Origin of the sequence: Novipirellula galeiformis (assembly GCF_007860095.1) — a bacterium.
GTDB classification, from domain to species: Bacteria; Planctomycetota; Planctomycetia; order Pirellulales; family Pirellulaceae; genus Novipirellula; species Novipirellula galeiformis.
Genome location: NZ_SJPT01000007.1, coordinates 161,526 through 186,102, shown reverse-complemented (window position 1 = coordinate 186,102; position 24,577 = coordinate 161,526). Strand labels below are relative to the sequence as shown.

Annotated in this window: 19 protein-coding genes; 13 read left to right on the top strand and 6 right to left on the bottom strand. The window is 55.5% G+C overall.

Annotation, left to right across the window (positions count from 1 at the left end):
* Positions 1 to 258 precede the first annotated feature (258 nt).
* From map to Pla52o_RS18885, 7 genes are all read left to right on the top strand, one after another.
* A complete protein-coding gene (gene map / locus Pla52o_RS18915; RefSeq protein WP_146596192.1) occupies positions 259 to 1,056 on the top strand; it encodes a type I methionyl aminopeptidase in 798 nt (265 codons plus the stop codon).
* 243 nt (positions 1,057 to 1,299) lie between these two features.
* The gene (locus tag Pla52o_RS18910; RefSeq protein ID WP_146596191.1) at positions 1,300 to 2,835 is read left to right on the top strand and encodes an arylsulfatase; all 1,536 of its coding nucleotides are present in this window, start codon (positions 1,300 to 1,302) and stop codon (positions 2,833 to 2,835) included.
* Between the two features lie 145 nt (positions 2,836 to 2,980).
* Positions 2,981 to 4,855 (top strand): Xaa-Pro dipeptidyl-peptidase, encoded by a 1,875-nt coding sequence (locus Pla52o_RS18905; protein ID WP_146596190.1) that lies wholly within the window; start codon positions 2,981 to 2,983, stop codon positions 4,853 to 4,855.
* A gap of 339 nt (positions 4,856 to 5,194) precedes the next feature.
* Entirely contained in the window at positions 5,195 to 6,616 is a 1,422-nt protein-coding gene (locus tag Pla52o_RS18900; RefSeq protein ID WP_146596189.1) for a sulfatase family protein, read from the top strand.
* Positions 6,617 to 6,847: 231 nt separating this feature from the next.
* Positions 6,848 to 8,269 (top strand): 30S ribosomal protein S12 methylthiotransferase RimO, encoded by a 1,422-nt coding sequence (rimO, locus tag Pla52o_RS18895; protein WP_146596188.1) that lies wholly within the window; start codon positions 6,848 to 6,850, stop codon positions 8,267 to 8,269.
* Positions 8,270 to 8,764: 495 nt separating this feature from the next.
* Positions 8,765 to 9,364, top strand: a complete 600-nt coding sequence (gene pgsA / locus Pla52o_RS18890) for a CDP-diacylglycerol--glycerol-3-phosphate 3-phosphatidyltransferase (protein ID WP_146596187.1) — start codon at positions 8,765 to 8,767, stop codon at positions 9,362 to 9,364.
* Between the two features lie 12 nt (positions 9,365 to 9,376).
* A complete protein-coding gene (locus Pla52o_RS18885) occupies positions 9,377 to 10,294 on the top strand; it encodes a CPBP family intramembrane glutamic endopeptidase (protein ID WP_146596186.1) in 918 nt (305 codons plus the stop codon).
* Positions 10,295 to 10,458: 164 nt separating this feature from the next.
* On the opposite strand, the gene Pla52o_RS18880 is transcribed toward Pla52o_RS18885, so the two are convergent.
* Positions 10,459 to 11,067, bottom strand: coding sequence for a lysophospholipid acyltransferase family protein (locus Pla52o_RS18880; RefSeq protein WP_146596185.1), 609 nt, complete (start codon positions 11,065 to 11,067; stop codon positions 10,459 to 10,461).
* 145 nt (positions 11,068 to 11,212) lie between these two features.
* Positions 11,213 to 12,538 carry an SAM-dependent methyltransferase gene (locus Pla52o_RS18875; RefSeq protein WP_146596184.1) on the bottom strand — a complete coding sequence of 442 codons (1,326 nt, stop codon included), beginning with the start codon at positions 12,536 to 12,538 and terminating at the stop codon, positions 11,213 to 11,215.
* A 221-nt stretch (positions 12,539 to 12,759) separates the two neighbouring features.
* On the opposite strand from Pla52o_RS18875, the gene Pla52o_RS18870 reads away from it, so the two are divergent.
* The 3 genes from Pla52o_RS18870 (at position 12,760) to Pla52o_RS18860 (ending at position 15,521) form a co-directional block, all read left to right on the top strand.
* The gene (locus tag Pla52o_RS18870) at positions 12,760 to 12,939 is read left to right on the top strand and encodes a hypothetical protein (protein ID WP_146596183.1); all 180 of its coding nucleotides are present in this window, start codon (positions 12,760 to 12,762) and stop codon (positions 12,937 to 12,939) included.
* Positions 12,939 to 14,852, top strand: a complete 1,914-nt coding sequence (locus tag Pla52o_RS18865; protein ID WP_146596182.1) for a protein kinase domain-containing protein — start codon at positions 12,939 to 12,941, stop codon at positions 14,850 to 14,852. The genes Pla52o_RS18870 and Pla52o_RS18865 overlap by 1 nt, the downstream gene beginning before the upstream one ends.
* A gap of 189 nt (positions 14,853 to 15,041) precedes the next feature.
* Positions 15,042 to 15,521 (top strand): hypothetical protein, encoded by a 480-nt coding sequence (locus Pla52o_RS18860; protein WP_146596181.1) that lies wholly within the window; start codon positions 15,042 to 15,044, stop codon positions 15,519 to 15,521.
* 225 nt (positions 15,522 to 15,746) lie between these two features.
* Here Pla52o_RS18860 and Pla52o_RS18855 read toward each other — a convergent pair whose 3' ends face one another.
* Positions 15,747 to 16,907 carry a hypothetical protein gene (locus tag Pla52o_RS18855; RefSeq protein ID WP_146596180.1) on the bottom strand — a complete coding sequence of 387 codons (1,161 nt, stop codon included), beginning with the start codon at positions 16,905 to 16,907 and terminating at the stop codon, positions 15,747 to 15,749.
* 343 nt (positions 16,908 to 17,250) lie between these two features.
* Entirely contained in the window at positions 17,251 to 17,526 is a 276-nt protein-coding gene (locus Pla52o_RS18850) for a DUF2007 domain-containing protein (RefSeq protein ID WP_146596179.1), read from the bottom strand.
* Between the two features lie 302 nt (positions 17,527 to 17,828).
* On the opposite strand from Pla52o_RS18850, the gene Pla52o_RS18845 reads away from it, so the two are divergent.
* Entirely contained in the window at positions 17,829 to 18,641 is an 813-nt protein-coding gene (locus Pla52o_RS18845) for an MBL fold metallo-hydrolase (RefSeq protein WP_146596178.1), read from the top strand.
* Between the two features lie 70 nt (positions 18,642 to 18,711).
* Here the strand turns inward: Pla52o_RS18845 and Pla52o_RS18840 are convergent, their stop codons facing one another.
* Positions 18,712 to 19,644, bottom strand: coding sequence for an ion transporter (locus Pla52o_RS18840; protein WP_146596177.1), 933 nt, complete (start codon positions 19,642 to 19,644; stop codon positions 18,712 to 18,714).
* A gap of 141 nt (positions 19,645 to 19,785) precedes the next feature.
* Positions 19,786 to 21,129 (bottom strand): Gfo/Idh/MocA family protein, encoded by a 1,344-nt coding sequence (locus Pla52o_RS18835; protein ID WP_146596176.1) that lies wholly within the window; start codon positions 21,127 to 21,129, stop codon positions 19,786 to 19,788.
* An 863-nt stretch (positions 21,130 to 21,992) separates the two neighbouring features.
* Between Pla52o_RS18835 and Pla52o_RS18830 the strand changes: the two genes are divergently transcribed.
* Both Pla52o_RS18830 and Pla52o_RS18825 read left to right on the top strand, forming a co-directional pair.
* A complete protein-coding gene (locus Pla52o_RS18830; protein WP_231612470.1) occupies positions 21,993 to 22,898 on the top strand; it encodes a polysaccharide deacetylase family protein in 906 nt (301 codons plus the stop codon).
* A 202-nt stretch (positions 22,899 to 23,100) separates the two neighbouring features.
* Complete coding sequence (locus Pla52o_RS18825; protein ID WP_146596337.1) at positions 23,101 to 24,267, top strand: glycosyltransferase; 1,167 nt, start codon at positions 23,101 to 23,103, stop codon at positions 24,265 to 24,267.
* Positions 24,268 to 24,577 lie beyond the last annotated feature (310 nt).

Here is a 24,577-nt window from a genome sequence, read left to right as displayed (position 1 = left end):
AAGCCCGTTCTAAAGCCCGTTCTAAAGCCCGTTCCAAAGCCCGTTTGCTTGGACGAGTCCTTCCGCGTTCCCCAAGGCTTCTCGGTTCCGATGGAATCGAGTAGCCTTTTTGCCATTGGACGCGGCGATAACAACGACTAATTAATGCTTGGGATCACCTCCGCAGTTTGGTATGATCTCCGGTTGGACGGGGAGAAAAAGCTCCGCGTTTCTTTTCTATCTGATGCAGCGCTAAGTCAAATTTGCGAGAATGGTTTGATGCTTAAAAAGCAAAAGAAATTGATCCTGGACGAGGCTCAACAAGAGTCGATGCGGCGTGCCGGTCGGGTCAACGCACAGTTGATGGACTTCATTCGGCCTCACGTTGTCGCCGGCGTGACCACGCAGAGCATTGATGACTTGGTCGCCCAGTGGACGCGAGATCACGGGCACATCGCGGCCACCTTAGGATACCAAAACTATCCCAAAAGCTGCTGCGTGAGCGTCAACGAAGTGATCTGTCATGGCATCCCGGGACCGTATGAGCTGCAGCCTGGAGACATCGTTAACGTGGATATCACGACGATTGTCGACGGGTGGCATGGGGACCAAAGTGAAACCTTCTTGATCGATGAAGTGAGCGATGATCGACGCGCGGTAACGCAGTGTGCGTTTGATTGTTTGTACCTTGCGATCGATGCGTTGACGCCGGGTTGTCGTGTCAGTGACATTGGCGAAACGATTGTCCCCGAAGCCCATCAACGAGGCTTTACCGTCGTGCGAGAGTACGTCGGTCATGGATTGGGGCGACAATTCCATCTCGATCCGTCGATCCCCCATTACCCAAATCGTGAAAGTCGTAGCGATCGTCTGTTTCCCGGTATGTGCTTCACCGTCGAACCGATGATCAATGCCGGATCCCGCTACACTCGGTGTGATAAACAAGACGGATGGACGGTGCGAACCAAAGATGGTCTGCCCTCGGCGCAATTCGAGCACACCTTGCTAATGACCGATAACGGCCCTGAAATTCTAACGTTGACCGAGCACGGTCCGCGCCGCGGTCACCAATTTTAGGTTGACGTTGCGGCGTTGCGGCGAACTAAGATGGTTTAGCAGTAGGCGACGTTGACGACGCATCCCATGGCGAAGTTCGTCGCGAAAATCAGTGGTTGAAAATCAACGGAACAGCCATCGAGGCTTGTGATTTCACTGAGGCGATTTCGATTCCACGCTGCTAGCGTTGGGGAAATTTCACCGCGAGCTCGGCAACGCTCACACGGATGGTGACATGTCACTCGTTACAAACGTGGTTTAAACATGAATGCATTCGTTGGCTTTGTCCGCTGCTTGGGGTTCACGCCGCTCGTTCTCTTGATGGCAATCGCGCCGACCGCAGCCGCCACACCGGACCGACCGAACATCGTTTTCATCATGGCGGATGACCTCGGCTATGGTGAACTCGGTTGTTACGGCCAGGAGAAAATTCGCACCCCCAATCTTGATCGCTTAGCAAGCGAAGGAATGCGGTTTACTCAGCATTACACTGGAGCTCCCGTGTGTGCACCGGCGCGGTGCGTTTTGATGACCGGCCAACATTTGGCTCACGCCCAGGTGCGTGGAAACCGTGTCTCGGGCAACGGACGCATTTTCCCAGGACAATGGCCACTGAACGAGGGCACCGTCACGATCGCGTCGGTCTTGAAAAAGTCCGGTTACGTCACCGGCGCATTCGGCAAATGGGGACTCGGACCCTCAAACACCTCTGGCTCGCCAATCAAGCAAGGGTTCGATCGCTTCTACGGTTACAATTGCCAAAGCAATGCACACAGCTATTACCCCGCTTTTCTGGATAACAATGAACGCGAGGTGCGAATTAATAAATACCCGATTCCTGGGCACGATCGCAAACCGACTGGCGATATCAATGCGGAAGATTACGAAGCGGAAAACTATGCGCCCGACTTGATCCTTGAGGAAGCGGTCAAATTCATTGACAAGCATAAAGACGAACCGTTCTTTCTGTACCTGCCGTTTGTCGAACCTCACGTCGCGATGCAGCCGCCCAAAGCGTGGGTGGACCAATATCCGGCCGCTTGGGACGAAGAGAACGGTCCCTATCGTGGCGACAACGGCTATCTTCCGCACCCGCGTCCACGGGCCGCCTATGCGGCCATGATCTCGGATCTAGACGAACACGTCGGCACCATCCTCAAGCGTCTAGAGGATCACCAGCTCAGCGAAAAGACGTTGATCGTTTTCACCTCCGATAACGGCCCCACCCACGGCAGGACCAATCCCAAATTTCATGTGGGCGGAGCGGCTTGCACGTTTTTTAATTCCACCGGTGGTTTGCGCGGTTTCAAGGGCAGTTGTTTCGAAGGTGGAATCCGAATCCCGTGTATCGTGAAATGGCCGGGGCGGGTTCAAGCGAATTCGGTCTCGGACATGCCTTCGTACTTTCCCGATTGGTTCACCACGCTCAGCGCAGTGGCCAATATCGATTTGCAAAACGAGTCATCGCTGTCGGGCATTTCGCTCGATGGGCTGAACTTGGTACCGGAATTGACATCCCAGGGAACTCCCGAGCGGCCGAGTCCAATGATCTGGGAATTCCCGCAATATGGTGGCATCGTGGCGATTCGCGAGGGGAAATGGAAAGCGATTCGGCGTAATTTGCTGCAAAAGAAAGTTGGCGATTGGGAGCTCTACGACTTGGATGCCGACCGCGCGGAACAGCATGATTTGGCGGCGGCGAACCCTGAAATCGTCAAGCGACTTGAGACCGCGTATCTGAATACACGCACGATTGAGCCCGACTTTCCGTTGCCGCTCTATGATAAAGTGGTTCGCTAGCGGGCCCAATCAGTTCGCCTCCAATGAATCGGTGCCAAGTGCGCTGAGCCCGGTGGCCGCCCATGCTTGCGGCGCGGCGCCAGACCGCTTCGCGCGTTTTCCTGCCCCACCTGCTCTGCCCCTTTGCTTTGGCGTATCACCCCGCATGATGACATCGGATTCCTATCGACCTGTCGTGGCGCTGCTTTGCGGCCTGGTTTTGCTTTCGTTTCCGGCCAACGGAGAAGAACCAAGGTTAGCGGTTCCGGTTTTCAAGGACGGGGAAGCACAGGTGGTCGAGAGTTTCAACGATCCCGATCGTTGGCTTCGGCACGACCTTTGGGTTGAAACCGAGTTTGATTCCGATGGCGATGGAAAGCTCGACCGGATGCATGTGGATGTCACGCGTCCGCGGCAAACCGATTCCGAGGGACTCAAATTGCCGGTCGTCTACATTTCGAGCCCCTACTTTTGTGGCGTGGGCTCGAGCGATGAAGCGTATTTCTGGAACGTGCGTCACGAGCTAGGCGCGGAGCCGCCGCCCCGAAAAGCGATGCCCGAGATCGAGCTCAAAATCGAACGACCGATCATCTCCAAGTCGCACCTCAACGAGTGGGTGCCACGCGGTTACGTTGTCGTCCACTCATCGGCTCCGGGAACAGGGCTATCCGAAGGCTGTCCAACGCTGGGGGGGGACAATGAATCGTTGGCGCCAAAAGCGGTGGTCGATTGGTTGTGTGGTCGTGCGCCAGGGTTTACGACGCCGGATGGCGACAAACCGGTCACGGCGTATTGGTCGACTGGCAAAGTGGGAATGACAGGCACTTCGTACAACGGCACGATCCCGTTGGCCGCCGCTACCACCGGGGTCGAGGGCCTCGAGGCGATTATCCCTATCGCGCCGAACACCTCTTATTATCACTACTACCGTTCCAACGGTTTGGTGCGCCACCCAGGTGGTTATTTAGGGGAAGACGTCGACTATTTGTACGATTTCATTCACAGCGGAAATGCGGCTCGCCGCGATTTTTGTGACTGTGAAGTTCGCGATAAAGAAATGGCCGAAGGCATGGACCGTGTCAAAGGCGATTACAACGACTTTTGGGCCCGACGTGATTACTTGAATGACCTTGCTCCGCTGAAAGCCGCTGTGTTGATGGCTCACGGCTTCAACGATTGGAACGTTACCCCCGAGCATAGCAATCGCATTTACCAAGCGGTCAAGGCTAAGGGAATTCCTTCGCAAACGTACTATCACCAAGATGGACATGGAGGGCCACCGCCGATGAAGATGATGAATCGCTGGTTCACACGGTACTTGCATGGCGTTCAAAATGGGGTCGAGAACGACCCGCGCGCTTGGATCGTGCGAGAAGATGCGAAGCACGATGAACCGACGGCGTACGATGATTATCCCAACCCGATGGCGTCTCCGGTCGTGTTGCATCTGACCTCCGGTGCCCCGCAACAGGGGACGCTCGTGACCACCGCGGTTCCCGGTCAAGGCAACGAAACGCTTGTCGACAATTTCTCGTTCAGTGGCGAATCGCTTGCTCAAGCCGAATGGACCCAGCACCGCTTGCTCTACGTTTCCGAAACGCTGCAAGAACCGCTGCATGTATCGGGGACTGCGACGATTGAGATCAAATTGGCCAGCAGCAAGCCGGCCGTGAATCTCTCGGTGTGGCTCGTCTCGCTGCCGTGGAATGATGACGAGAAGGCCAAGATCACCGACAACATTATCACCCGCGGCTGGGCCGATCCTCAGAACCATCGCTCGATGACCGCAAGCGAACCGCTCCAGCCGGGGCGATTCTATGACGTCACGTTTGATCTCCAACCCGATGATCAAATCATTGCCAAGGGGCAACAGATTGGGTTGATGATTTTATCGAGCGACCGAGACGTGACGCTGCGGCCCACACCGGGCACCGAGTTGACGGTCGATGTCGATGCGACTCGATTGTCATTGCCGGTCGTCGGTGGCGTGCGAGCGTTTGAGAAAGCGACGCAAACGAGGGCGCCCAAGGCGAACGACTAAGCAGTGGAAGCGACTTCGATTTGTATCGATGCCGTGCCTACCCAATGACATTATGTCAAGGACATTATGCAAGCTAAGCCCTCAATCGAGCTGAGGTGCGAGTCCAGCGGAGTCAAGCTGGAGGTGGGGTTCGACAGGTGGAGTTTGATGGTCTGCTCAGTGTATGGGAAACGCCGGGAATGGGAAACGCCGGGAATGGGAAACGCCGGGCACCAGCCAAGCGGGAATTGTTTGGGTTGAACGAGCGTGGAGCTCGCGACGACGGAAGCGTTGTTCGGGGAATGTTGTTTGGCGAAGTACGCCGTTGAAGTCTTGATAGCGAATAAGGATCTGTTTGAAATGTTGGCTAGGTTCTCTGGGGCTCGTTGTATCCAAACGCTGGTGTTGTGTCTCGTTGCGGTTGGGGCATGTCCTTTAATCGCAGAAGATGCGCGTCCCAACTTTATCATCTTCATCGCTGACGACATGAGCTGGGACGATTGTGGTGCCTATGGTCATCCGTCGATCCAAACGCCGAACATCGACCGGCTAGCCCAGCAGGGAATGCGGTTTGATTCAGCGTACCTGACCTGCTCGTCATGCAGCCCAAGTCGATCGTCGATTCTGACCGGGCGTTACCCTCACAATACTGGGGCCGGCGAGTTGCATATGCCGCTTCCCAAAACGCAAACGATCATGACGAAGCCGTTGCGTGAGTCGGGTTACTGGACCGCTGCGGTGGGAAAGTGGCATCTCGGCAATGCGGTTTCCGATCAAGTGGAATATCGACGGGGTTCGAAAGCGGAAAAAATGGGAGACGCTTGGGTCGAAGCGGTCAAGCGTCGGCCTCGCGACAAGCCGTTCTTTCTGTGGGCGGCGCACACCGATCCGCATCGCGACTATCACCCCGGAGCGATTGAACGTCCGCACCGGCGAGACGAAATCGTGGTGCCGCCGTATTTGCCGGATACCGACTCGGTGCGTGATGACCTTGCCCTTTACTACGACGAGATCGGTCGTTTTGACGAACACGTTGGCATGGTGCTCAAGGAACTCGACGCTCAACAGGTTGCCGAGAATACCTTCATTTTGGTCATGAGTGATAACGGCAGACCGTTTCCCTATTGCAAGACACGTGTTCATGTACCAGGGGTGAAGACGCCTTGGGTGGTCCGCTTTCCAAAGCGGGTACAAGCGGGATCGAGCAGTGAAAGTTTGGTCAGTTCCATTGACATCGCGCCGACCATTTTTGAGTTAGCAGGGCTACCGCCGTTGGAGCGTTTTCAAGGCGTTAGTTTCGCTCGGACGCTGGCCGATGGATCGCAGGGCGTGCGTGAGTTTGCCTATGCCGAGCACAATTGGCACGACTATCGCGCGTTCGAGCGCGCCGTTCACACCCCACAATTTTGCTATGTTCGAAATTGGTTGCCCAACACCGTAGGGACCCCGCCTGCGGATGCCGTGAACAGCCCGACGTACGCGGAGATGCGGTCCCTCGAAAAGGCTGGGAAATTGACCGAGGCCCAGCGAGAGTGCATGTTTCGGCAGGGTACCGAAGAGTATTTGTTTGACGTGGTCGCGGATCCCAATTGCATTGTCAACCTCGCTGGCAAATCAGAGTATGCGAGCGTGCGGGGGATGTTGCGAAGGAAATTGGACCAATGGCAGGTCGAGACGGCGGATCAGTTCCCAGGCGAGGCGAATTTAACTCCGGATTCATTCCACCGGGACACAGGCAAGCCGATTCCAGTGTCGGAGCGGTCGTCGCAGCCCAAAAAGTAAGCGAGGGGGGCGAAAGCCTCCCATGCGGCGAATCATGTTGCGTTTTAGGGGACCTTGAGGGTTGGATCTAGTGGGGAAAGCGGGAGGTGAGAAACAGGCGGGAAGCCAAAATAACGGGGGGAATCCTGAGAAAGTCGGTAGCCAATGGGACGTTTCTTGGGTTTAATTCACCATTCCCTGCGAAAATTCTCGTTCGCTGAGCCATCAACGCCCATTAGTTCTGTGCACTCCATGCAACTTCCTGTCGTTTCCGATACGCCCTCCCCTCTGCAAAACCGTCCTGCAGGCGACGATTCGAGCAAGCGCGGCCGCTATGCGGTCATCAGCCTCGGCTGTCCCAAGAACCTTGTCGACACCGAACAAATGCTGGGGCGGCTCGATGAAGACGGCTACGCGATGGTCGATTCCGTCGACAATGCGGATTTTGTCGTCGTCAATACTTGCGGGTTTATCGATTCGGCTCGCGATGAGTCGCTCGGGGCGATCGACGAAATGTTGGCTCTGAAACGGCAAGGCAAGATTCGCAATGTGGTGGTCACCGGCTGTTTGGCAGAGCGTCAACAGGGGAAACTGCTGGAGGCGCGACCTGAGATCGATGCCATGATCGGCGTCTTTGGGCGAAACGAAATCGTGTCGGTCATCGATCGATTGCAATCGGGCGTCGAGGAACAGCAAAAGGTTTTCCGTCCCGCGCCGATCAAGCCACTCAGCGATGCGGTGCGAAGTGCGGTTACCCCTCGGCACTTTGCCTACCTGAAGATCAGCGAAGGCTGCGATCGATTGTGCACGTTTTGTGCGATCCCGAAAATGCGTGGCAAGCATTACAGCAAGCCGATGGACCAAGTCATCGACGAAGCGAAACGGCTCGGCGATAGCGGTGTTAAAGAGATCGTCGTCGTTGCCCAAGATACGACGTATTACGGCAAAGATCTGTATGGCACGCCTCGGCTAACCGAACTGTTGACCGAACTCGACAAAATCGATTCGGTCGAGTGGATTCGCTTGATGTACTTTTATCCGATGTACATTGACGACGCGCTGATCGACACACTCGCCGGTGCCAAACGCGTGTTGCCGTATATCGACATGCCGCTGCAACACGCTAGTGACACGATGCTGAAACGGATGGCACGCAAGACGACGCGTTCGCTGCAAGAAGAAATCCTCGGTAAATTGCGTTCGCGAATCGACAACCTCGTGATGCGAACGACGATGATCGCGGGATTCCCCGGCGAAACGGACGAGGACTTTGCCGAATTGATTGATTTCGCCGAGCAGCAACGCTTTGAGCACCTCGGCGTGTTCACGTACTCGGTCGAAGAGGACACGCCGGCAGCCAAGTTGCCCAACCGCGTGCCCAAAGAAGTGGCGGAGCGTCGGCAAGGCGAGTTGATGGCCGTCCAGCAAAAAATTGCCTTTGAATGGGTGCAAAGCCGAATCGGCACGATTGACGATGTCATCATCGATGCACCGTTGCCCGAGCAAGAGGGCGTTTGGATCGGTCGTACGCGGTGCGAAGCCCCCGACATCGACGGAATCGTCTACGTTTCGCCTTCGGACGAAAACGAGTCCATCCAAGTGGGTGACATCAAAAAGTGCGAAATCGTCGCGGCGGACGGCTACGATTTGATCGCAGCGTCGCTCGGCGAATAACCGCAGCGAACTCGGGCGGCAATGAAAAAATCACAGGGGACTCTACGATGAATCCCACGCTCACGCGTTTTGAAGTTGCGTGTTTGTCGTCCGGGGCAAAGCCTCGGAAGTTTGCCTAGTCCCGCGCGTCGGGGGCCAAGAAAACCATGGAATGGGGCCCCCATCGATGGTTCGAATCCATGGACGAGACCTAGGCAAATTGCGGAGCATTCGGCCTCGAACGGATCGAATAGCGAAACTTCAAAACTCACGCGTCGGGTGATGAAAAATCCGAGTTCGTCGCTACAGGATGTGATTCTTGTCGGCATCCGGGGCGGGGCGACTCTTTTCTTGATCGCGCGAAGCAAACGTTGCGATTCAGGCTCTGGGCTGGGGAGAACGTCTTGTGGTTGCTCAAGCAGTTCCAGCATGGTTGCGTGCGGATGGTTTGCGATTTTGCACCACTTCGCATTTGGGCGTGATCTGTTAGTCTTGGAACTTGTAACGGCACGATCAATGAGCATGAATCCAGCAATGAACTCAGCGGCATCCAAGTCGATTTATAACGTCCCCAATGCACTCACCTCGGTGCGTTTCTTGCTCGCGATCGCGGTCATGGCACTGATTCCGATGGGATATCGCGGAACCGCCCTGGTGATCTTCCTGATCGCGGCTTCGACCGATTGGATGGACGGATACTGGGCCCGCAAGTATGGGCAAGTGACGAAGCTGGGCCGCATCTTCGATCCGTTTGTGGACAAAATCATCATTTGCGGATCCTTCATCGCTCTGGTGGAAGCCACCGGTTCCGGCGTGGCCTCGTGGATGGCCACCATCGTGGTCGGCCGTGAATTGTTGGTGACGAGTCTGCGTGGGATCATCGAAGGTGGGGGGGGCGATTTTTCAGCGAGCTGGTTAGGCAAGTGGAAGATGGTTCTACAATGCGCCGCGATTGTCGCCGCGTTGCTCTGTTTGATAAGCACGCCTGTCGCTCCGTGGTTGCAAACCACCGCGACGGTCTTGCTTTGGTCATCGATCGCCTTGACGGTCTACTCTGGCTACGACTACACGATCGCGGCCGCTCGGATCATGCGTGGCGAGCAGGACGCAGAGTAACGGAATCGCGAAATGGAAATCGGTGACGTAGCGGCGGTGAGTGCGATCGTATTGGTGATTGCGGGCTGTCTAGGGTTGTGGGGCAAAACGATTCATCGCGTGCTCCGGTCGAATCGATCGTGGAGCGACGCGGTGTTGCCTGCGGAGTCGCGTGATCGTCCGTTCTGGGCCGTTTCGGACGCGATGCTGATGTTTGGGTTGAGCTTGGTCATCAGTCTGTTGGCCATGAAGTTGTTCATTGCCTTGGGGCAAATTCCCCCGGCGGTCCAGGGAGAGGCGGCAAGTTCGGACGCATTGCTCGCGGGGCTTTCGGCGCAATCGGTTGGCGGTTTGATTGCCTTCGCCGGGACCCTCGGCTTCTTGCGTATTATCCGACCCGATGCTGCCCAGCGGCTTGGCTTGGTGTGGAAACGCAGCGACGTCGTGATCGGATTGCGCGCCTCGCTGATGTTGATTCCACCGACGCTGCTGATCGCCCAATTGGCCTCGCAGATGGTCGAGTATCAACATCCCGTGTTGGATGTGATGAAACAATCACCGACGCCCGTCTTCTTTATCGTGCTGTTCATGGGAACAGCTTTGGTTGCTCCCTGGGTAGAGGAGTTTCTGTTTCGCGTGCTGTTGCAAGGCAGTTTGCAATCGTTCGCCGATCGCCCCGATGAAGACGAGTTGGCACTGGATCCCGATGACGAGAATGCGGCGGACATTTGGCGGCCGAGAAGTCTTTGGCCACTGTTTTTGACGAGCCTGATTTTCGCATTGATGCATGGAAACCAAGGCGCTGCGGCGATCCCGTTGTTCTTTTTCTCTGTCGGTTTGGGATTTCTTTATCGCCAAACCGGACGCATCACCCCATCGCTTGTCGTTCACATCGTGTTGAACAGTTTTACGATGAGCGTCGAGATGCTTCGGCTGTGGTTGGCCGGGTAGCTGTGGTTGGCCGGGTAGTCGTTCGCGGCCTTCGGTCATCCGTAGTTGCACTCGCCAGTGCGTCTGTTTAAGAGCAGGACGCAGAACAAATGGTCGGCCACGGGGGCTACAGCCGCGCCGTTTCACCGACCGAAACAAGGATGCCATTGCGAGCGTCGGGGCGGTTAAACGTCCTTTAGGCGGCGTACCGCTTCGCGGGCTCGTTTGAGAAACTCGGTTTTAGGTTCACCCGCTTCGAGAAAGATCGGCGGTCCGATCGTGATGCAGCTCAACAGCGGCACCGGCAGAAACTCGCCGCGAGGCAAGATTCGGTTGACGTTATCAATGTACACCGGCACGAGTTCCAGATCAGGCCGCTTCTTGCCCATGTAGTAGAGGCCACTTTTGAACGCTCCCATTTCGTCATCACCCGAAGAGCGACCCCCTTCGGGAAAGACGATTAACGAGTAGACGTCGCCCATTTGGCGAAGCATCGAATCGATTGGGCTCTGGTGGACCTTGATCTCTTTGCGGTCGATCAGCATCGCGTTGAAGGCTTTGGCCATGTGGGGTTTGACCCAACCGCCGGACCAATAGTCCTTGGCTGCGACAGGTCGCGTGACCGCTCGCACTTCGCGCGGCAGAGCGGACCATAACACGACGGCGTCGAGATGGCTGGTGTGATTAGCGAAATAGATGCGTTGGCAGGTGTCGGGTTGGCAGTCAACCCAACGCACCGTGAACCCACTGAACATCTTCGCTAACAGAACGATTACATGACTGGTGATGGCCATGCAGGGAAGTTTACTTTGCCATCGTCAAACCGCCCAGCGGTCAGGTTCAAAGTGGGTTCTTAATTACCGGCGATGGGGCGTGCCCTGCTCGCCGTGGAACTCCTTCGCCATCGTGGGAGTGGGAAACGACGTCGGTGCCGAGCCTTTACGCGGCGCGATACAGGTGATCGCGAGTCGGTGGCATGCCCGAGAGTCCCTTGGACGCCCGTTTTGTCGCCACCACCTGGAACAATTTAATCGAGCCGTTGGTGAAACCGCCCGAAGCGCCCGCTAGATAAGCGACCCACAATCGGTAGCGTTCGGCACCGACCAACTCGATCGCCTTTTCCTTGTTCGCGGATAAGTTTTGGCACCAGAATTTGGTGGTCAACGCGTAGTGTTCACGCCAAGATTCAACATCGTGAACCTCGAAGCCACTGTTTTCCATAAAGTCCGTCGTCATGCCGACGGGGGTTAGCTCAGATCCGGGGAAAATGTATTTGAGCAAAAATTTCCGCTCGGGACGAATCTTGCGAGCCGATTTTGCCGTCGGCTTCGCACGCCTCGCGATCGCATGGTTCAGCATCACTCCGCGATCATGGAGCATCGAATTGATTTTGGCAAAGTAGCGAGGGTAGTTTGCAATCCCGATGTGCTCGGACATGCCGATGCTGCTGATTTTGTCGTACATGCCGTTGTGGTCGGCATAGTCACAGATCTCGACGCTGACTTGGTCGGTGAGTCCAAGTTGTTCGATTTTGGCTTTGGTAAAAGCATATTGTTCGTTTGACAGCGTGATTCCATGCGACTTAGCCCCATAGTGCTTTGCCGCATGGCATATCAAGCCGCCCCATCCGCAACCGATGTCCAACATGGTGTCGCCGGGCTGCAAACGCAGTTTGCGGCAGATCATATCAAGCTTGTCGTGCTGAGCTTGATCGAGTGAGTTGTTCCAGTCGCGAAAATAGCCACAGGTGTACTGCATTTCCTTGCCGAGAAACAGCTTGTAAAACTCGTTTCCGACATCGTAATGAAATTGAATGTAGTCGCTGTTTTTACGTTTGGCTTCGTTGCGGCCGACCATGTCGTCACGGAATCCCTCTCGCAAATCGCTGACGTTGGTCTTGGCGAAGAGGAAGGGCAATGTTCGTTTGACGAGCATTCGCTTGCTGATCTGTTTCAACTGCTGACGATTCGAGCGAGTGGTTTTCAACGCTTCGGAGAACTCGATCAAATCTCCCCCTTCGAATTCCACGTGGCCCGTTGCATACAAGCGGACCAACGTTTCAAGGGTCGGCCAGCGCAAAAGGGAACCCACGACGCCGGGGCCCGAGATGGCGATGATAAAATCGCTGTCCACCTTCTTGCCGAGCGGCACGATCTCGCCATTCCACAACCGCACGGAGACGTTCATGTCGAGCGGTTCAGCCACTTCGTGAAGAATCTCTTTGATCGATTGGAGCTGGGTTTTTGCCGAAAAAGGTAGTCCCATCCTAGGATTCTCCGAAAAGAGTTGAGGGCAATGTGCCGGAACGCGGTGTGCGTCGTACATGCTTTTAGCAAGGTTGAGTGAGAGTGATTAGATCAAACCGTGGGATAAAACTTCGCAAACGCGAATTTCACGGTGACCGTGAAAATCAAAGACACTTCTTAGCAATCGGTTTCGGTTTTCACCTCCGCAATCGGCTACCATGTTGATTAGAAGGGCAATGAATGCCGAATCACGATAATGCTGGCAATCGGGGGGCGATTCGGTTGGGGGCGAGTATCGATTTGCGCTGGGGGGGGGAGTCGGAGGGGACTTGGCACTTTGTTTTGGAGGTGCGCATCTTGGCCATTCGTCGTTCGGATCGAAGCGATCTCAATTGGACCGAGGAGGCTCAAGCTTCCTAATGAACATTCGAGAATCAACCTCGTTAGACGCCTGTCTATTGCTGTTTTGCATCGGTGTTTCGATAGCCGAAATGACCGGCATCTACCCGACCCTCACGATTGCTCTGACCGTGTTAGGGGTTGCCGTTGCATCAAGGCGTTCGAAGGTGCTGTTTAAGTGGGTGCTCGTGGTGGCGGTTTCGGGGTTCGTGCTGCCGCTGATTTGGGGTGGTGTGGATCGTTTCGGTGGGGTTCGTCACTCAGTGACACTCGCTTGCATCACTGCGATCGTGCTGTTCCGAAATTGGGAGTCGCAGACAGTCAACGATTCCGATTCGGGGGACGACATACAAGGGCTTGATCATGCTCCGGTCCAATCGGATGAGTTGCCGATTGAGCAGGTCCATCAAACGAGTTCGTTCATCTCCAGTTCGGGAGTCTATCAACAACCCAAACACAAATCGAGCAACGGCGAAGCCCCCTATGGGGATCCATTGCAGTTGGCCGCCGATGTCGATCCATCTCAATCCATCGAGCCATCGCCGACCAAGGTGATCAAGAAATCGCTGCTGGAGCGAACGGTGGTTGAGCGACTGCGCTGCAGCGAGCGTTTCTCACACGCGCAACTGAAGTTGGTCGAAGATGAAATCGCCGCCGTGTTGGCAAGCCAATCGGAGACAAGTTGGTCGTTTTACAATCTTGTTAATGGAACCCAGCTTGGCGATTATCGGATCGCAGAATTGTTAAGCGAGGGAGGCAGCGGTCAAGTCTACCGAGCGACCACGATTAATGGCGGTGCCGTGGTTGCGGTCAAGGTGCTTCGCGATATTCAAGTGAGTGAGCGTTTTCGTCGCGAGATGGAACTGGTTGAAACACTTGCCCATCCCAATATTGTCGTTTCGTATGAAGTCGGCGAGCACTCGGGAATGCTTTACATTGTGATGGAGGAATTGTCGGGCCCCGATCTGAATGTTTATGTTCGTTTACATGGACCGTTGAGATGGCAGGATTCGCTTGAGGTGATTTTGCAAGCCGCGCGAGCGTTAGAGCATGCTCATCAACGCGGTTTGATTCATCGAGACGTCAAACCGGGGAATTTACTGCGTGACGGTGGCCAGCGAATCAAAATTACCGATTTTGGGTTAGCGACGTTAACGGCGGACCGCAATGTCGCCAGTGTCGAGAAATTTCAAACCGGCGTTGAGTCGGTCGCGGGCACCTTGGATTTTATGGCGCCCGAGCAAGCCCGTTCGCTTGCCGCGGCAACCAAAGTGTCGGATGTCTACGGACTTGGCGCGACGTGGTTCTACCTGTTGACCGGGCGGTCGCGAGTCCAAGGATCCTCGCTGAATGAGAAGCTGACGAGTCTATTGGTTGACAAGACGCTTGAGAATTGTCCCCAGGACCTCGTTCCCGCTTCGCTGGCTGCGATTTGGAATCGGATGGTGGACTATCAACCGGAGGGGCGTTTTCAATCGATGTCCGAAGTGGTTGCCGCACTTGAGTCGGCACGTCCGCTTGAATCGGGCGAGTCCGCCAAGCATGCGGTGGAAGTGTTGGTTGTGGAGGACAATCAAGACGATTTGTTTTTAACGGTCGAGATGCTGCGCCGGATGAACAAGTCGATTGTCGTTCACAAGGCGTTCACACTGGAGCAAGCGATCAAGGAAAGTCGTCGCAGCGCGTCGTTGGACATAGTACTTTTGGATTTGCAGTTGCCCGACAGTAGCGGTGTGGAAACGGTCAAGCAATTCCGTGAGTCGTCCCCCTCGATTCCGATCGTCGTGTTGACGGGCCAGGAAGATGGACAGCTCGGCATGGCCTGTGTCGAAGCCGGTGCGGATGAGTTCGCAAGTAAGAACGACTTGAACGCCACTCTATTGGAACGGTTGATTTTCGTCACGCTGAGTCGCTGTGACCGGCACGATTTGTAATCGCGAACCGTAGCGAGACAAGGTGCTGCTTAGGGTGTGACAGGGACGCGATACGGACGGCAGGACGATGGTGGTATTGCCGCGAATTGTCGGCATCGGCTCGATCGATTATGTTTGCGTCTGTGGCCGGAGCCGATTCACCAGCGTGGTATGCTGGAAATGAGCGTTCCAACAGGATAGGAAAATGCAATGTTTGGAAAATGGGTTGAAGTCGAGTTTGATTGTTTGCCGCTTCGCACGGTCTCGCGAATGGATGCGCCCGTTGATGCGTCACCGGTCTACGAGCAATTTGTGTTGCGTGTCAAAGCCGCCTTTCAGCGTCATGGAACCCACAATACGTATTACTTGCATCGCGGTATTTGCCGCTACTACCTAACCAACGATCCGTTGATCGGAATGCTCGAGTTCGCCTTTGAGGGGACCGTGATGACGGGCCAAAAGGATCTCAAGACCAAGGCGCTTGAAATCAACGTCGAACTGATCCGAGAAACCTGTGAGTGGCTGACCGAACCGATGGTCACCAGTTTTGCCGAAAGTGTGCAGCATGCGGTGATGGTCGAATTTAATCGCTACATCGCGGCAGGGGATCTAAAGAAAACCGAAGAGCGGATCAAAGCGATCGAAGAACAAAGCGATTCTGGGGGCGGCTTCGTCGGTATGTATTTGTAGATCGCTTCTGTATCGCGTTTGTTTGGGGGATCTCGTTCGCGATCAAATGACGTTGCGCAGCGTCGATGCACACGGACATCGACGCACACGGGCATCGACGCACACGGACATCGATACACACGGGCAGGATGCACATGGGCATCGATGCAATCGCGAGGCGGGGAATCCCATCGCCCGTCAGCGCGATGGGGAAGTGCCCTCTGCAATGAAGACCTGCGACTTGGCCTACGACGACGTTGCGACGTGGGTTACTGCAGCGTAGCCGATGATATCGTTGTGTTTACGGCAATAGTCGAGGATCGGCTCATAGACGCCTTGGTCATTCGCACGCGCGGCAATTTCTAATAGCAGCGGCACGATTCGTTGGGACGGGACGGCATCGGGAACCAAGGTCACGGCCGCTTCGATGGCTTCCTTTTGGCGACCGACGCGGTCTAACAGCTCGACATAGCTCTCGATCGCAGCGGTACCATGTTGAGTCGCATCGACGCTCTTCGCCTTGCGCTCGAACATCTTCAAACCAGCCTCGACATTCTCACCGAGCAAGACTTGATAATAGGCCGAGTAGGCCGGATAGAAATCGACGAAAGGTTCGTCGCCGGGGTACTGGAACTGGTGATCCAATCGACGCCCGTACTGTGTCAATTCCCACGCCTTGCGAAGCTGGCTTGGGGAGGTGAGGATTGCGGCGATGCGAACGGTTGATGCGAGATGAGTGGTGTCGAGATGGTAGCCGCCCTCATCCAAAATCCATTTTCGTTTTTCAATCATCTCGGACAACGTTTCGGATTCGTCCGCAGGAGCTTCCCGGCGCACAATGTCGCCGCGAACCAAAACAACCAGCTCGTGATAAAGGTGCTCAAGCAAGCATGACGCAGCGGCACGCCGATCCGCTTTGCTGCGTTGCTGTACCGCTTGCTCGAACAAGGTGATGCTGTTGCAGGTGCCTTGATGATCGATCACCGCTTGAAAGCCACGTGCAACATCGACGCCCTCATGCAGCAGCACTTGGATCATGGCATCGTAGTTCTCGTCATTGATGTCAATTTTGGCGATCAGCTTGCGAGCCAATTCAAGGTCGCCGGTCGGTCGCAAGTACATCCACCCCTCGCCGACCTTGCCATCTTCGATCAACATCACCCCTGCTTCGCGACAGGCGTCGAGCAAGCCTGATTCCAATTGACGCTCAACCTCATCGGCGCGAACCGGTTCGGATTCGGTGCTCAAGAGCTGCAGCCCGAGTTGATGGCGAACGCGCATCTTCAGCGCTTCGAATAACTCCATAGGCTGCCGTTTTTCACGAAAGTGGACGACCATTCGTTCAAGCATTTCGCCAGGATTGGAGCGTTGTTCGTCGAGACGATTAAAGATTTCGGCTGAGGTCATAAGATCGGTAAGCGATGATGTAGGGGCGCGGCAGGATAAAGGTCGAGAAGCATTCGTCCCTCGTTTCGTGACGCATCTTAACCCATTCTGCGGGATCACGGCAGGCATCAAGCACCCCCGAAACGCACCGCTGGGGGGAGAACTACGAGCGTGAAGTGCATGGGCCTGCGAATTTGATCCACGGGCCATACATCGCAACGCTGGGATTGGAAGCCGAGCCCAAGAACGCAGCTTCAAAACTTACGCATCGTGGGATGATCTTGATTCCGTCATTTCGCTCCAAAATTGCGTAACGCCTTGATCACAAAGCGTTTACGAGAGCATCGCGGGATCGCGGGAAGGTTCAATTGTCTTCGGGGTCGCCGACGTCGACCTTGGACCAATCGACGTGGCTTTGCTCTTGCTCGATTTCAGATAGCACTTGTTTTGCGCGAGCAAGGTCTTCGTGCCTGACAATCACATCGATATGTCCCGGCACTTCGGTGCGAAAGCCTGCGGTGAAACCGCCTGTCGCGGTGGCCTTGATGCCACGCGCCGATAATGCGGCGGTGATCACGGCCGCTTCGACATCGTCAGCGACTGTGGTCAGAACTTCAGGATTGTGGTGGTCAATTGTCATGTGAAAACCATGTGCGTGGTGTACCGAAATGGTGGCTAAATCGCTACCGTCCAAACAGCAGTTCCATCAATGGTGTCGCAGGAGTGGATTCCGAATGGCTCCTTCCTCAAGTGTACCACCGGGCGCGACGGGTGTCACAGATCGCGGTGTTCCCGGCCGCGTTTTGCAAAAAGATACCGATGTGGAGGCGCCACCGGGGGGCGTTGGGTTTGAACGATGCTGGCCCACCGATGCCGACGGCGCAACGCACGCGTCGTGCGGCGGGGACTAGAACTCGATGTCCGCAGCGGTAGAATGCCGCCATGGAAGTGATCACATTGCAATCGGGAAGCAACGGAAATTGTGTCTACGTCGAAGCCGACGGAGTTCGATTGTTGTTTGACGCTGGGATCAGTGGTGTCCAAGCCGAAACGCGACTCGCCGCTCATGGCCGGGACATTCGTGATGTCGACGCATTGATCATTTCGCATGACCATAGCGATCACACTCGATGTATGGGGGTGTATCAGCGGAAGTTTGGGTTACCCATTCATGTGTCCGCCGAAACGTTGCGGGCAACGGCCAAGAAATCTGGGCTCGGCCGTGTTGATGACGTGCATCACTTTCGCGCCGGCAGCACGTTGGCTTTCGGAAACGTTCGTGTCGAAACCCATTGCACGCCGCATGACGCCTGCGAAAGTGTTGCGTTCGTCGTGGACGATGGCACTAACCGATTCGGAATCTTGACCGATATCGGTCACGTCGATTGCGATCTCGAGCACGTGGTCGGTACGCTTGATGCCATGATCTTAGAAAGCAACTACGATCCGGCGATGCTTCACGATGGCCCCTATCCAGAGCACTTGAAGGACCGCATCCGCGGCTCGCTCGGTCATTTGTCCAACGAGGAATGTGCGGACCTGATAAACCGAAAAGCGGGCTCGCGTTTAAAATGGGCCTGCCTTGGGCATTTGTCCCAACACAACAATCGTCCGGAGCTCGTGCTGCAGACGCATCGCCAAATGCTCGATCGCGATTTGGATCTGCACGTTGCTGATCGTTTCGCGGTGGGGGCGGTAAGGCGAGTGGGGGCGAGTCAGGCGGAGCCAGCGTTGCGCCGGAGCAAGCCACGTTAGGGGACGCGATTGCCGGTGTGAAACGGAACGTCTGGGGATCGGTGAGCGGTCCGCAACCCGCTTCGCAACGCTATCGCAAAGGGGCTCCGCAGCGGTGGCAATATTGCGCATCTTTCAAATGGATCGAGACTTCACATACCGGACAAGCGTGCTGCTCTTGGTGGCGGGATGTGTCGGTTTTTAAACCAATTAACTCGGCGCTGACAAACCCGCTGGGCACGATGATCAAGCTGTATCCGAGCAGGATCAGGAGTGCTGAAATGAGTTTTCCAATGGAGGTTTTGGGAACGATGTCGCCGTAGCCAACGGTGGTCATCGTCACGATTGCCCAATACATCGCTTGGGGAATCGAAGTGAACTGGCTGGCTTCGTTGACACCGCTTGTTTTGTCTACATCGAACATTAACGTTTCGACGTGATACATCAATGCGCCGCTGATCGTGACCGCGACGAGCACGACGGCTAGAAAGACCACGATCTTGTTCCGTGCATTCCAAACAGCAAACGCAAGCTCATCAGCTTCGTTCATCATCCGCCAGAGTTTTAGCACTCGAAAAACACGTAGTAGCCGGATGCTGCGGAGCGTTAGTAGGGAGCGCGATCCACTGCCCGCGATGAGCGTCAAATAACTTGGCAGTACACTCAACAAGTCAATGATGCCCCAAAAGCTAAACGCGTAGCGGAGCGGATGTCGAGAACAGAGCAGTCGCAGCCCATATTCGATCGTGAACAGGAAGGTGAGAAACCATTCGGCGGTGCTGAGCGCAGCGAGGGTGTCTTTGCCACTCGGCTTATGTAGCTCGGGGAGCGTCTCCAAAGCCACAAACAACACACTGGCGAGAATCGCCACAAGTAAACCGATATCGAACCATCGCCCGGCCGGAGTGTCAGCCTCGAAGATGATGTCGTACATCGATTGCCGCCATGAAGGCGACTCAGGCCGCTGAGTTTGACGTCGAAGTTGTCTTCGTGGATAAGCCTGAGATGCCGAGGGCGTTGTCATTGACGTTGGATGAAGAGGAGGCGATCACAACGAGGGGGCGTGACCACGGCGTCCGCAAGAAGGGTAGGAGGCTCTGCGTAGCCTAGACGAACGGCCATTTGGACCGAGTGGACGCCTAGGCTACGAGATTAGAAGCGAACGCTAGACGAGCTCTTCTTTGCCGGGGATTGCCACACCGCGGAGGGCACCGGGGCCTTTGATATCCAAATCCTTGGGAACGATATCCATTTTCGATTCGTTGGTCACGAAGTCCCAAGTGACCGCTTGGCCGGTATAGGCCGCCAATCGTCCCAGTACCGCGGTCAGCGAGCTGGCGGCGGTTTCGGCGAATTCAACGATCGGCTTGCCTTCGCGAATCGAATCGACGAGCGCCTTGTGCTCTTGCTTGTACGCATCGCCAATGTTGCCGCCCATTTCCCAAGTGACTTCGCCGTCACGCGTTTTGATCGACGCACCGGAGTTGGCACCCAAGATGGTGCAGGTTCCTTTGGTGCCGTAGATCACATTGCTGTTATCCGACTTGGTCGAAGGGATTTGACGGCAGATGAACGAGACGACTTTGTCGCCGGGGTAGACGTAGTCGACGGCCATGTTGTCCCACATTTCGCTGTCGTCCGGACGCGTGAAGCGTCCGCCACCACCGTAGGCCGATACCGGCGGTCCACCCATCACCCAGTTGATGGTGTCGATGTTGTGAACCGCTTGCTCACAAATCTGGTCACCGGAGAGCCAAATGAAGTGCATCCAATTGTAAAGTTGGTACTCGGCGTCACTCATACCCTCTTTGCGTTGACGATACCAAATGCCGTTGGAGCAGTAGCGAGAGGTCGCGCTGACGATGTCGCCGATTTCGCCATCATGAATTCGTTTGATCGCTTCGACGTAGTTGGTTTGACGTCGGTACTGAGTTCCGGTGACGATCGCGGTCTTGTTGGCTCGCGCCTTCTTGTCCGCTTCGAGACACTGATGATATCCAGCCGGGTCAACACAGGTTGGCTTTTCTGCAAAGACGTGCTTCCCTGCGTCGACCGCATCGAGTACGTAGGGAGCGCGGAAACCGGGCGGAGTGGCGAACATCACCACATCGACGTCTTTGTTGTCGAGCACTCGCTTGTAAGCGTCCAAGCCATGGTACAAGTCGCCGTCTTTCACATCGAGCTTGTCGGGGAAACGGTTCGACAGCGATTTGCGAAGGTTTTGGCATTTGCGTTCTTCCAAATCGGCGATGGCGACCAATTTGACGCCTTCGTTGATTGTCAAAGAATCGTTCACCGCACCGCTTCCACGTCCTCCCGCACCGACGATCGCCAAACGGATCGGTTCCGGTTTGGATTCCGCTGGCTCGTCGCCACGCAACACGCGAGTGGCCGCGAAAGTGGAAGCAACCCCGGCAGAAATCGCACCGCTTTTCTTGATGAATTTGCGTCGTGTGGGTAGTGGCTCTTGCGAGCAAGCTTTTGATGTGGAGTTCGTCGGGTGATTCATGCGAATTTCAGGCCTCGGCGGTAGAGAGAAATAGGGGGGGGATTGGTGAAGGTGGGAACGTATCAGGTTTATCGACGCTCGTTTTGAACACAAGTGCCGGTTATCACACTCATAGAATAACAAGAAACATCCATAGAATAACAAGAATTTCAAGGTCAGTGGGACGGCGAAAATGGATGTTCTTGTCAGTGAGCGTCGATTCGTCCTGGTCGTTTAAGTCGTTTTTTGAGCTAAACCAGCCTCTTCACGCCGCTCCAAAGCCAGTCGGAGGGGGGCGTGGCAACGAACTCCCAATCTGAATTCCGGAGAAGGTAAAGGGGTCGCCTGGGTGGGGGCAAGGCGAAGATTTCTCAAGAAATTCGGCTCCGACGCCTTGTGGGGGGACTACGCTCCTCCCCTCCTGCCCGGCGTCCCCTGCTCGTGATGACGAGATCCACAACGCGTCGAGCGTCCGCCGTTTTTGAGCGTGGCAAGCACGTGGGATGATTGGAGTAGGAATTCCCGCCACTCAGGAACCGCCAGGGAAGTCTTCGCAAATTTTGGGCATTCCGCATGTTCGAAACGCACTCTTTAAGAGGCCACCTCCCCTCAATGAAGGTTCTGCCATTACGGCGGAGCGTGAGTCGTTTCGCGGTCGCCAGCGTAAACCGAGCGTCGAAAACTCGGACGATCTCTTGGGAACGCGGCCGTCGTTACGATCGGTGCCAACCTTACGACCGTTTCGATGCGTCAGCTTCCCCTCGCTCAAACCCGTTGTTTGTGCGTGCATCGCCCGTCTGTGGGCTAGACCCTCTATAGAGAGACGAGAGTGACACGGAATGGGTTCCGACTTTTTTACGACGGCCTCCAAGGTAAACGGATCGATGAATCTATTGAAATCGGCAGCATTGCTGGCGCGAGCCGAGCTAGCGGCTCCCGTTCGGTCGCTACGCAATCGCCAGCTCTCGCGGGAAGGCAAGTCGCCGATGGGCGTCTCGTTCTATCACCGCGTTGCCGATACCCATCCAAACGATTGGACACTTTCGCGAGCGGAGTTCTCGCGTCACGTCGATTATTGCCAAGCGTCGTTTGAATTGATCGGACTCGATGAATTGCAACGCCGAGTGGACAAGTGTGATTGCACGCGTGCCACGGTCACGTTTACGTTCGACGATGGCTATGCCGAGAACTGTGACTTCGCGCTGCCTTTGTTGGCGGAACGTCAAATTCCGTGTGTCTATTTCGTCGCCATCGACCACGTCAAATACGGACGGCCCTTTCCGCATGATGTCCAAGCGGGGGTCCCGCTCGCCCCAAACACCTTGCAGCAACTGCGTGACATCGCGGATTCGGGAATCGAGATTGGTCTGCACACCCGCAATCATGTCGATTTTTCACAGGGATCCGATCCCACCGTGGTGCACCACGAGATTACCACGGCCAAAGACGAACTTGAGCAAATGATCGGGCGTCCGGTCCGCTATTTCGCAGTCCCCTATGGCTTACCCCAACATTTGACGCAAACGGTCATCGATGCGGTTCACGGTTGTGGCATGCTGGGATTCTGCAGTGCCTTTGGTTCGTACAACATCGTCGGCCGCGACTCGTTTCACATTCGACGCTTTCATGGTGATCCCAATTTCTCTCGCATGCGAAATTGGCTCAGCTTTGATCCACACAAATTGCGACGTGAGCCCGAAGTGAAATACACGTTAACGCGTGGCCACGCGTCGCAGCGACCTTCGGGGAACGCCGGCACTGCGATCAACAGGATTGCGGTCGGTCTGTGATCGCAAACGGAACTCACCACTAACGCCATCACGATTCCATTCGGCTGTGGTACAGGATCTATGGATCCCCCCCCAAGGACCGTCGATTGCCGCGATCGAATTTCAATTTTCAACTAGAAACACCATCGATCTTATGCTTCATCGCTTTCAACAAATCTATCGTCCTGTGTCGGCACGTCGTCAAGGTGTTCCCTTGCGGTGCATGTTTGTGATCACGAGCATGCCTGTAGGAGGAGCCGAAACGTTGCTGGTCAATTTGATGCGACGGATGAATCCCGCCAACGTGATCCCCGAAGTCGTTTGTCTCAAAGAGGCAGGCCCGCTAGGGGATCAGATCGCGAGCGAATTCAAGGTTCATACGAATTTGTTGGCGGGGAAATACGACCCGCGTGTCTTGCCGCGGCTGGCTCATTTGATGCACCGTCGCGGGGTCGATGTCATCGTCACGGTCGGCGCCGGAGACAAGATGTTCTGGGGCCGCCTTGCCGCCAAGTTGGCTGGCGTCCCGGTGATCACCTCGGCATTGCACTCAACCGGATGGCCCGATGGCGTGGGGCGGCTGAATCGTCAATTGACGGGCATCACCGACGGCTTCATTGCGGTGGCGGATTCCCATGGCGAATTCATGACTTCCTTCGAAGGATTTCCTGCGGAAAAAGTCCACGTGATCCGCAACGGCGTCGATTGCGAGCGTTTTGTTCCATCGTCCACCGCAGGCCAATCGCTGCGGCAAGAGTTGGACATTCCCGCCGAGGCACCGATTGTCGGTTTGGTGGCGGCGCTGCGGAGCGAGAAAAATCATACGATGTTGCTGGAAACAGCCGCCTTGATCCGCGATCAAAATCCACACTCACGACTCGCTCAAACCCATTGGGTGTTGATCGGGGACGGTCCCGAACGAGCGGGAATCGAGAAACGACGCGATGAGCTCAAGCTTGGCAATCACGTGCACCTGCTGGGCACGCGACATGACACGCCGAAATTGGTCGCGGGCTTGGATGTGTTCGCATTGACCTCCCTCAACGAAGCCTCGCCCGTTTCCATTCTCGAAGCGTTGGCATGCGGCGTCCCGGTGGTCGCTACCGACGTCGGATCGATTTCCGAGTCGGTGCTCGAAGGCCGAACGGGCCATTTGGTGGCCTCTGAAGATGTTCCTGCGATGGCCCACGCCGTCTCAAGTCTGCTCGGTGATCCCACCTCGGCACGACAAATGGGACAGATCGGACGCCAGCATGTCTTGGCTACCGGATCTCTCGACTCGATGGTTCGTGGCTACGAATCCCTTGTCACCGCTTTGTATGATGCCAAAGTCGATCGCGTGAACGCCAAGTCGGCTGCGGTTGCCAAAGTCTCCTCCGAGACACCCTAAATGAAACTCCCTGGTGCGGCGGATCGGTCACGGCGAGATTGGCGGTAGGACGCGAACGGCTGCGATGCCTCGTAATGCGGGGGGAGGCGAGAAATCGTCGTTGCAGGTTGGAGCAGGCGCCGGAAATGATCTTGACTCAAAAATTGCAATTGACTCAGTGTGCCTATTGTCTCCATGTCGCCTATGTCTCTGTTGCGTATGTAACCGTTACCTCTTAATCCATTTTTTGATTACGGAATTAGGATAGTTTCGCTTGCTTGATCGTAAAACACCGTTAATCTGACAAATATTGAGCTATTCGTTCATTATC